This is a genomic window from Streptomyces himalayensis subsp. himalayensis, from assembly GCF_013778455.1.
GTDB classification, from domain to species: Bacteria; Actinomycetota; Actinomycetes; order Streptomycetales; family Streptomycetaceae; genus Streptomyces; species Streptomyces himalayensis.
This window is the reverse complement of sequence record NZ_JACEHE010000015.1, coordinates 48371-60536: the sequence shown is the minus strand read 5'-3', so window position 1 is coordinate 60536 and position 12166 is coordinate 48371. Positions and strand designations below refer to the sequence as shown.

The following is a 12166-nucleotide window of genomic DNA, read 5'->3' as shown; positions in this document are numbered from 1 at the left end:
GGGCGGCTGCGCATGCGTGAGTTCATCGTCGAGGCCGACGGCGGCTCCCGGGGCAACCCGGGGCCCGCGGGCTACGGCGCCGTCGTGAAGGACGCGGCCACGGGGGAGACCCTGGTGGAGGCCGCCGAGTACATCGGGACCGCCACGAACAACGTGGCCGAGTACCGGGGCCTGCTCGCCGGCCTCAGGGCCGCGCACGAGCTGGACCCGGCGGCGCGCGTGCGCGTACGGATGGACTCCAAGCTGGTCGTCGAGCAGATGTCCGGCCGGTGGAAGATCAAGCACCCGGGCATGAAGCCGCTCGCGGCGGAGGCGAAGACGGTGTTCCCGCCGTCGCAGATCACCTTCGAGTGGATCCCGCGGGAACAGAACAAGCACGCGGACCGGCTGGCCAACGAGGCGATGGACGCGGGCAGGCGGGGCGAGCAGTGGGCGGCTTCGCGCTCTTCGGCGGAGCTGGGCGCCGGCCCGTCCGGTCCCACCGTGCTCGTCCCGTCGGGGCCGCCCGGGGACGCGGCAGCGGGGGCGGCCAGGGCTCGGGCAGCGATGGCGGGTGCGGCTTCGCGCGGGGGTGGCGGGGCGGAGACGGCCGCCGCCGCGGGGCGGCAGGGGCAGGCCGCTGCTGATCTGCTGGAACAGGGGGTGGGTCAGCGGCCGGGAGCCGTGGCGTCGGAGGCTGCTCCGGGCGCGACCGCCGAGCGTGGCACGGTCGAGGGCGGCGCCAGGAGCGACGCGGGCAGGCACGCTGGGGTCGGCGCCCCGCCGTACGCCGAGGCGAAGGCCGGCGCGGGCGCGCAGGTCGATGCCGGGACGACGGCTGGCGCTGTCGGCGAGGCTCTTGGGGGCGCCGGGGTTGATGTGCGGGCGAAGGCCGGCGCGGGCGCGCAGGCTGGCGTCGGTGCGGATGCCGGTGCCGGTGCCGGTGCCGGTACCGGTACGAAGAGGGGTGCTGTCGCCGAGGCCCCTCGGGAGGTGGCGGCTGACGTGCGGGCGAAGGCCGGCGCGGATGTGCGGGCGGCTCGGAGCGTCGCCGTGGGTACGCCGCCCGTCGGCTGGGCTGCGCCCCCCGATCTGGGGGCGCCCGCAACGCTCGTACTGCTGCGGCACGGCGAGACCCCGCTGACCCGCGAGAAGCGGTTCTCCGGCAGTGGCGGCAGTGACCCGGCGCTGTCGGACGCGGGCCGCGCCCAGGCCGACCGTGTCGCGGCGGCGCTCGCCGCCCGCGGCACGATCCAGGCCGTCGTCTCCTCACCGCTCAGGCGGTGCCGCGAGACCGCGGGAATCGTCGCCACCCGGCTCGGACTCGAGGTGAGCATCGAGGAGGGGCTGCGTGAGACGGATTTCGGCGCGTGGGAGGGCCTGACGTTCGCGGAGGTACGGGACCGCTACCCCGACGACCTGAACGCCTGGCTCGCCTCGGCGAAGGCGGCACCGACCGGTGGCGGCGAGAGCTTCGCGGCGGTCACCCGCCGGGTCGCCGCGACCCGCGACAAGCTGATCACCGCGTACAGAGGCCGCACGGTCCTCCTGGTCACGCATGTCACCCCGGTCAAGACGCTGGTACGCCTCGCACTCGGCGCCCCGCCGGAGTCCCTGTTCCGCATGGAACTCTCGGCGGCCTCGCTCTCCGCCATCGCGTACTACGCGGACGGGAACGCGAGCCTGCGGCTGCTGAACGATACGGGGCACCTCCGGTAGGCCAGGGGCTCCGCCCCTGGACCCCGCTGGGGGCTCCGCCCCCAGACCCACTTGTCGCCCTTGCGGGCTCGTCCTCAAACGCCGGACGGGCTGATATCACGCAACGCCGCCGCCTCCCGCGCCAGCGTCTCCACCCGGTCCCAGTCCCCGGCCGTGACCGCGTCCCGCGGCACGATCCAACTGCCGCCCACGCAAGCGACGTTCTTCAGGGCGAGGTACGCCGCCGCGTTCGCGAGGCCGACGCCGCCCGTCGGGCAGAACCGGGCCTGGGGGAGCGGACCGGCGAGGGACTTCAGATACGCGGTGCCGCCGGCCGCCTCCGCGGGGAAGAACTTCATCTCGTTCACGCCGCGCTCCAGCAGCGCCACGACCTCCGACGTCGTCGAGACGCCCGGCAGGAACGGCACGCCGGACGCCTTCATCGCCTCCAGCAACCCGTCCGTCCAGCCGGGGCTGACCAGGAAGCGGGCCCCGGCGGCCAGCGAGTCGGCGACGTTCGCGGGGGAGATCACGGTGCCCGCGCCGACCACCGCGCCCGGCACGTCGTCCGCGATCGCCCGGATCGCGCCGAGCGCGGCGGGCGTCCGCAGCGTCACCTCGATCGCCGGCAGCCCGCCCGCGACCAGCGCCCGCGCCAGCGGCACGGCATCGGCGACGTCCTCCACGACGACGACGGGGAGAACGGGGGCGAGGTCCAGTACGGATGAGGAGAGCGGCGGCGTAGTCATGGGGCTCATCCTGCCGCGCCGTATACAGCATGTGCAAAGCGCGTTGCGCATACTGCAATGGATGGACTTCGGGTCTCAAATGGACTTCGGGCTCAGTGGATCTCCGTCACCACGACATCCAGCGCCCACGCCCGCCCCGCCTTGGCAGGCGGCTCCGCCTCGACCACGTAGCCGAGGTCCCGCAGCGCGTCGACCAGCGCGGCCGGGTTCTTGGGCTCGGCACCGGACGTCAGCAGGCCCCGTACGATCCGGCCCTTCGTCGCCTTGTTGAAGTGGCTGACGACGGAGCGCTTCTCCACGCCGTCGACCATCTGCGAATGCAGCACTCGCACGGTCGCCGTGCGCTCGGCGACCTCGCCCTTCGGCTTCCACGCGGCCGCGTACGCCGACGACCGCAGGTCCAGGACCAGCCCGTCGCCGGCGGCCTCGGGCATGACCGAGGCCAGCGGTGCCCGCCAGTACGCGGCGAGCGCGCCGAGCGCCGGGAGCTTCACTCCCATCGAGCAGCGGTAGGACGGGATGCGGTCGCCGACCCGGACCGCGCCCCACAGCCCCGAGAAAACCAGCAGCCAGCGCTTCGCCCGCCGCTTCGCGGCCGGGTCGAGGGACGCGAGGTCCAGCGCGTCGTAGAGGACGCCCGTGTAGATCTCCCCGGCCGGCCGAGCGCCTGCCGTCCGCAGCTCCGCGTTCTTGGCGATCTCGCCGCGCAGGCCCTCGCTCAGACCGAGCACCTCGCGGGCCTTCTCGTTCTCACCGGGGTCTCCCGCACACAGCTCGACGAGCTCCTCCAGCACCGCCTGCCGCGCCTCGGTGAGCCCCGGCAGCGACAGCGAGTCCAGCTTCAGCGGCGCGCCGCGCCCGGACGGGGCCTTGCCTTCGGACGGCGGCAGCAGCACGAGCACAGCGGATCTCCTTCAGGGCGTGAGGGACAGCGGAACGGGCACGGTGCGATGCGGCGCCCGGCGTCAGGGTACGGGGTGCCCTGGGGGCTGCCTGTGGGCACCGGGTGCCGCTTGGCGGCTTCCGCCGCTGCGCGGCCGACCCGCCCCGCCCGACCACCACAGGGCTGACCGTCGGCCCTCGCCGTTACGGCGTACAGACGCGGACCGACGCGCAGCGAGGGGGCGACGCCGGCTGACCGCCGCGGTCACCGGACCCGCCCCGCGGCACCGGGCACCCGGCCTGTCCGGCCCGCGCCGGCACCCGAACCCGCCCCGCTGCCAGGGCGAATCCGCCGCACCCCGCCGCGACAGCGGATCCACCCCGCCCGCCGCCCCGCCTACCACAGCATGCCGTCGCCCCCGCCCCGGCCTACGCTCGGTCCATGCCCCGCCGTCATCTGAAGGTGACCGCCGCCGTCGATGCCCCGTTGCGGACGGCGCTGCGTGGGCTGCGTGTGGAGCTCGCGGTGCCCGAGACCTTCCCGGCCGCCGTACTCGACGAGGCGGAACAGGTCGCGCAGGCGCCACGGCTGCCCGATCGCGACGCGACGGACCTGCCCCTCTTCAGCATCGACCCTGCCGCTTCCCAGGACCTCGACCAGGCGATGCACCTGTCCCGGCGCCCCGGCGGCGGTTTCCGGGTCCGTTACGCGATCGCCGACGTGGCCGCGTTCGTCACCCCCGGGCTGGCCCTCGACACCGAGGCCCACCGCCGGATCACCACCCTCTACTTCCCGGACCGAAGGGTGCCGCTGCACCCGGCCCTGATCGGGGAGAGCGCCGCCAGTCTGCTTCCCGGTCAGGCCCGCCCGGCCGTCCTGTGGACCCTCGACCTCGACGCCGACGGCCGCACCGTCTCCACCGACGTACGCCGCGCCCTGGTCCGCAACCGCACCCGGCTCGACTACGCAAGCGCCCAGCGGCACATCGACGCGGGCACCGCGGAGGAACCGCTCGCTCTCCTCCGGACCGTCGGCACACTGCGCGAACGACTGGAGGCCGAACGCGGCGGCATCTCCCTCAACGTCCCCGAACAGCAGATCATCGAGACACCGGCGCACGGGCCGGCCGCCGGAACCTACGCACTCACCTACCGCGCCCCGCTCCCCACCGACCGCTGGAACGCCCAGATCTCCCTGCTCACCGGCATGGCGGCCGCCGAGCTGATGATCACCCGCGGAACCGGCGTCCTGCGTACCCTCCCCGCCGCCCCCGACGGCGCCGTCGGCCGCCTCCGCCGTACCGCGAAGGCCCTCGGCATCGACTGGCCCCACCACGTCCCGTACGCCGAACTGGTCCGCTCACTCGACCCGCGCCAGTCCCGTCACGCGGCGTTCCTGCAGGAGTGCACGACCCTCCTGCGCGGCGCCGGATACACGGTCTTCAGCGGCGGCAGGGTCCCCGAGTTCCCCCTCCACGCCGCCGTCGCCGCGCCCTACACCCACTGCACCGCACCCCTGCGCCGCCTCGTCGACCGCTATACGTCCGAGGTGTGCGTGGCGGCCGTCGCGGGCCGGGAGCCGCCCGAGTGGGTGCTCGCGGACCTCGACGCACTGCCCGCGAAGATGGCGGAGGGGACGCGGCGCGCGGGCACGGTCGAGCGCGAGTGCCTCGACATCGTCGAGGCCGCGCTGCTCATGGACCGGATCGGCGAGGTCTTCGACGCCTGTGTGGTGGACGTCAAGGAGCACGAACCGACCGCCGGAACCGTGCAGTTGACCGCCCCGGCGGTCGTCGCCCGCATCGAGGGCGGTACGGAGCCGCTGCCGCTGGGGGAGCGGCTCCGGGTCCGGCTCAGGCAGGCGGATCCGGGCAGGGCGAAGGCGCTGTTCACCCCCGCGTGACGTCGCGGGCTCGTGGATCCGCGGGACTCGTCGATCCAGCACCTCGGCGAGGTCGCGCCCGGCGTCGTCCGCGAGCGCGTCCCACACCTCGGCGAGCCCAGCCCCGGCTCCGTCAGCCCGCCGGATATGGGCGAGAACGACGGCGTGCCGCAGCCCGTAGTCGCGGTAGCCGTTGGCCCGCCGCTCGGGCTCGGGCAGCAGCCCGAGATGGTGATAGTGCCTGATGGTCCGCGTCGTCACACCGACGACGGCGGCGATCTCTCCGATCTGCATGCGCCCAGTGGAAACATTGACGCTGCGGCAGGGTCAAGCGGAGGTGAGGGGTTCTACGGAGCACGGGAACGCCGACAACTTTCCGTGATCGTGTGCCACGATCGAGGTAAGAACCCTCGATCTCAGGGACGGCTGATCTCGAATGTCCCAGTCTGGCGAGCGACCGAAGAAGGGGCGTGACATGACTGCCATGGCACAAGAGCCGCTCATGCAGGCGGACCTGCTGCTGGAGGGCTTCCTGGCGCTGGATACGCCGGAGGGCTTCCGGGCCGAACTGATCGAGGGGGAGATCGTTGTGACGCCGCCGCCGGACGGGGATCACGAGGACTACATCAACCAGATCGTGAAGCAGGTGCTCAGGCGGTCCCGAACCGACATGGACGTCTCAGGCAACAAGGGACTCAAGCTGAAGAGAGCGGGCGACTGCCCGAAGGACCATGTCATCCCGGACAGCACCTTCGCTCCCAGCGCACTTCGCCTCTTCCGCGGCGCGGAACCGTGGATGCCCTGCCCCGACGTGGCCATGGTGGTCGAGGTGACGTCCTCCCGGCCGAGCGTCGACCGCGAGGCCAAGCGCCGGTGCTACGCACGCGGCGAAATCCCCCTTTACCTGCTGGTCGACCGTGACAAGTCCTCCGTCACCCTGTTCAGCGAGCCCGAAGACGGCGACTACCGGCAGCACTGCGCGATCAGCTTCGGCAAGACGCTGCCTCTCCCGGAGCCGTTCGGCTTCGACCTGGAGACCGCGGAGTTCCTTTGAGGGCCTTCACGCGAAGGCCTCACGTAAAGGGACCCACGACCCGCCCGACCCTGCACGCCACCGGCCCCCGCGCACACCGGTACCATGGTCCACACGGCAGACGAGCCGGGCGGACGGCCGCGTGAAGATCCCCTCGCAGGGAGCTTCCCGAGGAACGTCCGGGCTCCACAGGGCAGGGTGGTGGCTAACGGCCACCCGGGGTGACCCGCGGGACAGTGCCACAGAAAACAGACCGCCGGGGACCTCGGTCCTCGGTAAGGGTGAAACGGTGGTGTAAGAGACCACCAGCGCCTGGGGTGACCCAGGCGGCTCGGTAAACCCCACCCGGAGCAAGGTCAAGAGGAGCCGCCGTAACAAGCGGCTCTGCGCGGACGATCGAGGGCTGCCCGCCCGAGTCCGCGGGTAGACCGCACGAGGCCGGCGGCAACGTCGGCCCTAGATGGATGGCCGTCGCCGGAGGGCCCGCGAGGACCCTCCGGAACAGAACCCGGCGTACAGCCCGACTCGTCTGCCCTGTGGCCCTCACCAGGGAAAAGTCCGACCAGGGCCACAGGCCTCCTGCTGTTGGAGCTCCCCCCGCGTACCTGGGGATTCCCGGGGGTTCCGGTCACGTGCGCGTGAACACGTATGTCACCGACGGCGAGCCATACCGGATGTGGTCGTCGTCCACGCGCGCGACGTGCCAGCCGTCCGTCGCCTCCGAGGCGCACTGGTGATCCTCGGGGGAGAAGTCGGTCATCTCCTGCTGGTCGAGGAAGATCCGGGTCGAGGTCACGCCGGTGATGGTGTGGACGTACCGGCACCAGCCCTCGTCGTCGTAGTACGTCACGGTCACCGTCTTGCCGTTGTCCGGTGCCGACGGGATGACGACCGTGTCCTGGCCGTCCGCCCACGTGCCGGCGAACGCGGCCGGGAACTGCGCCCCCGAGTCCGGCGTCGAGTCATCGCCCGCCGGCGGACCCCCGGCCTCGTTGTTGTCGCCGTCCTCTCCGGCGTCGCCCGACGACGGCGACGGGTCCGCGCCTCCGCTGGGATCCGGCGGTGTGGCGCTGCCCGACCGCGATGCGGACGCCGAAGGCGACGCCGAGTCGGACTCCGAAGGCGACGGCGAGGCGGACTTCTGCGGCACCGCCGAACTCGCGGACACGGAAGGCCCGTCGCCGGGCAGCCGCGCACTCCCGTCCGCGCCGCCCGATCCCTCCCTCTCGGCCCAGGGCAGCAGTACCCAGGCGCCCACGCCCGTCACGACGACGGTCACGAACACGAGGCATACGACGAGCAGGCGCCGCGCGCGGGTACGGCCCCGCGGCTGCTGCGAGGGGTCGGTGGGAGCGGCTGCGGCTTCCGGACCGGAGCCGCCCGCCGTGCCCGCACCCCGTCCCCGCAGCACGACGGTGCCCACGTCGTTCTCCCCGGCGTCGCCAGCACTGGCGTCAGCGGCTGCCAACTCCTCAGCCGTACGCCGCGCCTGGCGCTCGAGCAGCTCCACCAGGTCGGCAGGAAGCCAACCGCCCTCATCCCCGTCAGCCGTCCCGGTCGAGCCGTCGGTCTTCCCGGCCGAGCCGTCAGCCGTCCCGGCCGAGTCGTCGGTCTTCCCGGCCGAGCCGTCAGCCGTCCCGGCCAAGCCGTCGGTCTTCCCGGCCGTTCGTTCCAGCACCTCGTCCACACTGGGCCGTTCTTCCGCAGGCTTCCGCAGGCAGGCGGCGACCAGGGCGTGCAAATCCCCGTCCATGGAAGCGAGTTCACTGAGATCGGGCTCGCCTTCCACGATGCGGAACATCTGCGCGTGCGGCCCGATGGCCGGGTCCCCGAACGGCGCGACTCCGGTTGCCGCGTACGCCAGCACCGCACCCAGGCAGAACACGTCCGCGGCGGGACCGATCTGCTCGCCGAGTACCTGTTCGGGGGCCATGTAGCCGGGTGAGCCGAGGGTGATGCCGGTACGGGTGAGGGTCGTAGCGGTCTGGGCGACGTGGCGTGCGATGCCGAAGTCGATGACGCGCGGCCCCTCGGGGGCGAGCAGCACGTTGGACGGCTTGAGGTCGCGGTGTACCAGGCCGGCGGAGTGGATCGCGCGCAGCGCCCGCCCGAGCCCGTCCGCCAGCGCCCACAGGGAACGCGCGGGCAGCGGTCCGTACATCGAGCCGACGACTTCGGCCAGCGACAGCCCCGGCACGTACTCGGTGGCCACCCAGGGCGTCTCCGCCTCGGTGTCGGCGTCGAGTACCCGCGCCGTCCGCTCCCCGCCGACCGTGCGCGCGGCTCGCACCTCGCGCCGGAACCGATTGCGGAACTCGTCCTGGCCGGCCAGTTCCCGGTTGACGACCTTCAGCGCCACCGCGCCGCCGCCGTCGGCCGCGCGTGCCAGATAGACCCGCCCCATACCGCCGCGCCCGAGCAACCCGAAAACCTGGTAACCACCGACAACCCGCGGATCGTCCGCCCCCAGCGCGTCCATGACAGATCACCATACCGGCGGGCCACGCCCGCCATGAACGCACCGCATGGCCCCAGGGCCTGCCCTCAACTCCGCTGCTCACTCATCAAGTTGAGTGAACCGCGATTTGACAGCCTCACAGCGACCCCGCTAGATCTGGCCACATGACATTCATTTTCAGCTCGGGGGTCCGTGGTGCGCGTCGCGTTCGTCGGTAAGGGCGGGAGCGGCAAGACCACGCTGTCGGCCCTCTTCTCACGTCATCTGGCCCGCTCAGGCGCGCCCGTCGTCGCCATCGACGGCGACATCAACCAGCATCTGGCCCAGGCCCTCGGTCTCGACGACGGTGAGACCTTCGACGCGCCGCCCCTGAGCGCGCGACTGGCGGAGATCAAGGACCATCTCCGGGGCGACAACCCGCGTATCACCTCGAGCGCAGCCATGATCAAGACCACCCCGCCCGGCCGGGGCTCGCGCCTGCTGCGACTGCTCGGTGACGACGCGGTGCACGCCCACCACGTCCAGAACGTGGGCGGGGTGCCGCTGATGGTCACCGGTGAGTTCGACGAGAGCGATCTCGGAGTGGCCTGCTACCACTCCAAGCTCGGGGCCGTGGAGCTGTACCTCAACCATCTCGTCGACGGGCCCGGCGAGTACGTCGTCGTCGACATGACCGCCGGCGCTGACGCCTTCGCCTCCGGGCTGTTCACCCGGTTCGACATGACGTTCCTGGTCGCCGAGCCCACCCGCAAGGGCCTCTCCGTCTACCGCCAGTACCGCGACCACTCCGAGGAGTTCGGCATCCCGGTCGCGGTCGTCGGCAACAAGGTCACCGGCGAGGACGATCTGCTCTTCCTCAAGGAGCACGTCGGCGACCATCTCCTGGCGTACTTCGAGCAGTCCTCCTGGGTGCGGTCCCAGGAGCGGGGGCGTCCTCAGGGTGACCTGGAGCCGCACAACGTCCATGCCCTGCGCCAGCTGCGGACCGCTCTCGACGGTCGGACCAAGGACTGGGAGGCCTTCCAGAAGCACGCCGTCGAGTTCCACCTCCGCAACGCCGCGGCCTGGGCCGACAAGGCCACCGGAAGCGACCTCTCCGCGCAGGTCGACCCCGGCTTCCGGCACGGCCCGGCCGCCCTGGGCTCGGCCTCTGCCTGAGTGCGGCCGCCCAGACTCCCCGCCCAGCCGGGGCAGCCGTCAGGAGGTGTCCAGGGCCCTCCGGAGCACCCCGACCCCCTGCTCGACGGCGGCCCCGGCCGCCTGGGTCTCGCGCAGGGGGTCGAGCATCACGAAGTCGTGGATGACGCCCTCGTACCGCCGACGCCGGAGGACGTGAACGAGCTCCTCGTCCCAGGCTGCGCCCGCAGCGTGTCCGGCCACGACGCCGAATACGCCGAACGGGCGTTCACCGTGCGAGCACCCTCACGGCGCGATCCGAGGAGATTTCCGCGTCCATCGCGTCGTCGCTGCACGTCCTCACTGCGCGTCGTCACTGCGCGAGTGAGCGGGCCGTGACGCGGGCGAGGTGGGAGGCGAAGACCTCCTCCGCGGTCCATGGGCGCAGCCTGCCATGACCCCGACCGCCACCACTCGAACGGCCGCACGGGCCGGGTGCCGGGCCCGGTGTGATGCGACGGTGGAGAGGGCACTCGCGAAGCCCTGGACCCGTACGTCCCTTGAACCGCACGCCCCGAGGAGTTGCCGTGACCTTTATCGACCGACGTGACCTGGGCCTTCTGCTGCTTCGCCTCGGAACCGGCGGGGTGCTCGCCGCCCATGGCACCCAGAAGCTCTTCGGCTGGTTCGGCGGCGGCGGAATCGAGGGCACCGGCGCCATGATGGAGTCCGTCGGTTACAAGCCGGGCAAGGCGAGCGCCGTCGCCGCCGGGCTCGTCGAAACGGGTGGCGGCGCGCTCCTCGCCCTCGGTCTCGCGACGCCCGCGGCGGGAGCGGCCGCGGCCGGCGGGATGGCGGGGGCGGCGGCTGTGCACGCACCCAGCGGTTTCTTCGCCCAGAGCGGCGGATACGAGTACGCGGCGTTCCTCGGCCTCGTGCCGGCCTGCCTCGCCATCAGCGGGCCGGGCCGCATCTCCCTCGACCACGCCCTGGGCCACCTCGTCAACCGCGACTGGATGGTCCCGGTGGCGTTCGCGGCCACGGCCATCGGCACGATGGGCGTGATCGCGGCACGGAACAGGCACGTACGACTGGCCCAGGCGGCGCCCTCCGAGCAGGAGGTGAAGGAGGGACCGTTCGGCGAGGAGCCCGCGGGCGGAGCTGCGGCGCAGGGGGTATGAGGTCCCGGCTTCCCGACCTCAGGAATCAGGCCTGAGTCCGGCAGAGGGATTGCCTTCGCGTGCACTCCAACTCGTAGCGTTCAGCGGTATGGAGACCAACGAAGCGGACTCGTCGTACACAAGGACCCTCGGACGCAGCGGAATCGAGGTGAGCGCCCTCGGTTTCGGCTGCTGGGCCATCGGCGGCGAGTGGCAGGCCCCGGACGGGAGCCCGCTCGGGTGGGGCAAGGTCGACGACGAGGAGTCGGTGCGCGCCGTGCGCCGGGCGCTGGACCTGGGTGTGACCTTCTTCGACACCGCCGACGTGTACGGGACCGGGCACAGCGAGCGCGTACTGGGACGGGCCCTCGGCAGGCGCAGGGCGGACGTCGTGGTGGCCACCAAGTGGGGCAACCTCTTCGACGAGGAGCGCAAGGCCCTCACGGGCAGCGACGACTCACCGGCGTACGTACGGCGTGCGCTGACCGCCTCGCTCGCCCGGCTCGGCACCGACTACGTGGACCTCTACCAGCTGCACCTGTCCGACGCGGACCCCGAGCGGGCCGCTCTCCTGCGGGACGCCTGCGAGGATCTCGTACGCGAGGGGCTCATCCGCGCGTACGCATGGAGCACCGACGACCCGGCGCGCGCGGCCGTCTTCGCCGCGGGCCCGCACTGCGCGGCCGTCCAGCACCGCTGCAACATCCTCCAGGACGCGCCCGAACTGCTCACGCTGTGCGAGGAGTCGGACCTCGCCAGCATCAACCGCAGCCCGCTCGCGATGGGGTTGCTGACCGGCAAGTACGTGCCGGAGAGCACGCTCGCCGCCGGTGACATCCGCAGCGCGCCGCCCGCCTGGCTGCCCGGGTTCGCCGCGGGCGGCGGCGCCGATCCGGAGTGGCTGGCGCGCGTCGAGGCCGTACGGTCCGTCCTGATGAGCCGCGGGCGCACCCTCACCCAGGGCGCACTGGCCTGGCTGTGGGCGCGCAGCCCGCGGACGGTCCCCATTCCCGGCTTCAGGACGGTGGCGCAGGCGGAGGAGAACGCGGGGGCGCTGGCGTACGGGCCGCTGGCGAAGGAGGAGTTGGCGGAGATCGAGCGCGTACTCGGGGCTCAGGGATCCACGAAGGCGTGAACCAGAACAACCGCTCCGCGGCGGCCCAGGGCGTTCCCGCGCTCCCCATCGCGGGCCCCCCTTGGTCACCTGGT

Annotated in this window: 10 protein-coding genes, 1 other RNA gene and 1 pseudogene; 7 read left to right on the top strand and 5 right to left on the bottom strand. The window is 72.5% G+C overall.

Annotation, left to right across the window (positions count from 1 at the left end):
- Positions 1–12: 12 nt before the first annotated feature.
- A complete protein-coding gene (locus tag H1D24_RS23710) occupies positions 13–1698 on the top strand; it encodes a bifunctional RNase H/acid phosphatase (protein WP_181659687.1) in 1686 nt (561 codons plus the stop codon).
- Positions 1699–1772: 74 nt separating this feature from the next.
- Here the strand turns inward: H1D24_RS23710 and eda are convergent, their stop codons facing one another.
- Together eda and yaaA are read right to left on the bottom strand one after the other, a co-directional pair.
- Positions 1773–2435 carry a bifunctional 4-hydroxy-2-oxoglutarate aldolase/2-dehydro-3-deoxy-phosphogluconate aldolase gene (gene eda / locus H1D24_RS23705; RefSeq protein WP_374064312.1) on the bottom strand — a complete coding sequence of 221 codons (663 nt, stop codon included), beginning with the start codon at positions 2433–2435 and terminating at the stop codon, positions 1773–1775.
- An 83-nt stretch (positions 2436–2518) separates the two neighbouring features.
- Positions 2519–3328 carry a peroxide stress protein YaaA gene (yaaA, locus tag H1D24_RS23700; RefSeq protein WP_181659685.1) on the bottom strand — a complete coding sequence of 270 codons (810 nt, stop codon included), beginning with the start codon at positions 3326–3328 and terminating at the stop codon, positions 2519–2521.
- A gap of 422 nt (positions 3329–3750) precedes the next feature.
- Between yaaA and H1D24_RS23695 the strand changes: the two genes are divergently transcribed.
- Positions 3751–5211, top strand: a complete 1461-nt coding sequence (locus H1D24_RS23695; RefSeq protein ID WP_181659684.1) for an RNB domain-containing ribonuclease — start codon at positions 3751–3753, stop codon at positions 5209–5211.
- A 36-nt stretch (positions 5212–5247) separates the two neighbouring features.
- Here the strand turns inward: H1D24_RS23695 and H1D24_RS23690 are convergent.
- Positions 5248–5484, bottom strand: a pseudogene (locus H1D24_RS23690) (MerR family DNA-binding transcriptional regulator); the annotation flags it as partial.
- Between the two features lie 190 nt (positions 5485–5674).
- Here H1D24_RS23690 and H1D24_RS23685 point away from each other — a divergent pair.
- Positions 5675–6244 (top strand): Uma2 family endonuclease, encoded by a 570-nt coding sequence (locus H1D24_RS23685; RefSeq protein ID WP_181659840.1) that lies wholly within the window; start codon positions 5675–5677, stop codon positions 6242–6244.
- A 101-nt stretch (positions 6245–6345) separates the two neighbouring features.
- Positions 6346–6755: RNase P RNA component class A (gene rnpB, locus H1D24_RS23680), an RNA gene on the top strand.
- A gap of 96 nt (positions 6756–6851) precedes the next feature.
- Here rnpB and H1D24_RS42565 read toward each other — a convergent pair.
- On the bottom strand, positions 6852–8702 hold the full coding sequence (locus H1D24_RS42565) for a serine/threonine-protein kinase (RefSeq protein ID WP_181659683.1): 1851 nt from the start codon (positions 8700–8702) through the stop codon (positions 6852–6854).
- Positions 8703–8876: 174 nt separating this feature from the next.
- Here H1D24_RS42565 and H1D24_RS23670 point away from each other — a divergent pair, with 174 nt between their 5' ends.
- Positions 8877–9839 carry an ATP-binding protein gene (locus H1D24_RS23670; RefSeq protein WP_181659682.1) on the top strand — a complete coding sequence of 321 codons (963 nt, stop codon included), beginning with the start codon at positions 8877–8879 and terminating at the stop codon, positions 9837–9839.
- Positions 9840–9878: 39 nt separating this feature from the next.
- Here the strand turns inward: H1D24_RS23670 and H1D24_RS23665 are convergent, their stop codons facing one another.
- Positions 9879–10061 carry a hypothetical protein gene (locus tag H1D24_RS23665; RefSeq protein ID WP_181659681.1) on the bottom strand — a complete coding sequence of 61 codons (183 nt, stop codon included), beginning with the start codon at positions 10059–10061 and terminating at the stop codon, positions 9879–9881.
- Positions 10062–10384: 323 nt separating this feature from the next.
- Between H1D24_RS23665 and H1D24_RS23660 the strand changes: the two genes are divergently transcribed.
- Positions 10385–10978: a DoxX family protein gene (locus H1D24_RS23660; RefSeq protein WP_181659680.1), complete on the top strand. Its 594-nt coding sequence runs from the start codon at positions 10385–10387 to the stop codon at positions 10976–10978.
- An 88-nt stretch (positions 10979–11066) separates the two neighbouring features.
- The gene (locus tag H1D24_RS23655) at positions 11067–12092 is read left to right on the top strand and encodes an aldo/keto reductase (protein ID WP_181659679.1); all 1026 of its coding nucleotides are present in this window, start codon (positions 11067–11069) and stop codon (positions 12090–12092) included.
- Positions 12093–12166: the final 74 nt, after the last annotated feature.

Coding starts and splice junctions, on each gene's coding strand:
- H1D24_RS23710 (WP_181659687.1), top strand. CDS start 13: ATGCGTGAGTTCATCGTCGAGGCCGACGGCGGCTCCCGGGGCAACCCG.
- eda (WP_374064312.1), bottom strand. CDS start 2,435: ATGAGCCCCATGACTACGCCGCCGCTCTCCTCATCCGTACTGGACCTC.
- H1D24_RS23695 (WP_181659684.1), top strand. CDS start 3,751: ATGCCCCGCCGTCATCTGAAGGTGACCGCCGCCGTCGATGCCCCGTTG.
- H1D24_RS23685 (WP_181659840.1), top strand. CDS start 5,675: ATGGCACAAGAGCCGCTCATGCAGGCGGACCTGCTGCTGGAGGGCTTC.
- H1D24_RS42565 (WP_181659683.1), bottom strand. CDS start 8,702: ATGGACGCGCTGGGGGCGGACGATCCGCGGGTTGTCGGTGGTTACCAG.
- H1D24_RS23655 (WP_181659679.1), top strand. CDS start 11,067: ATGGAGACCAACGAAGCGGACTCGTCGTACACAAGGACCCTCGGACGC.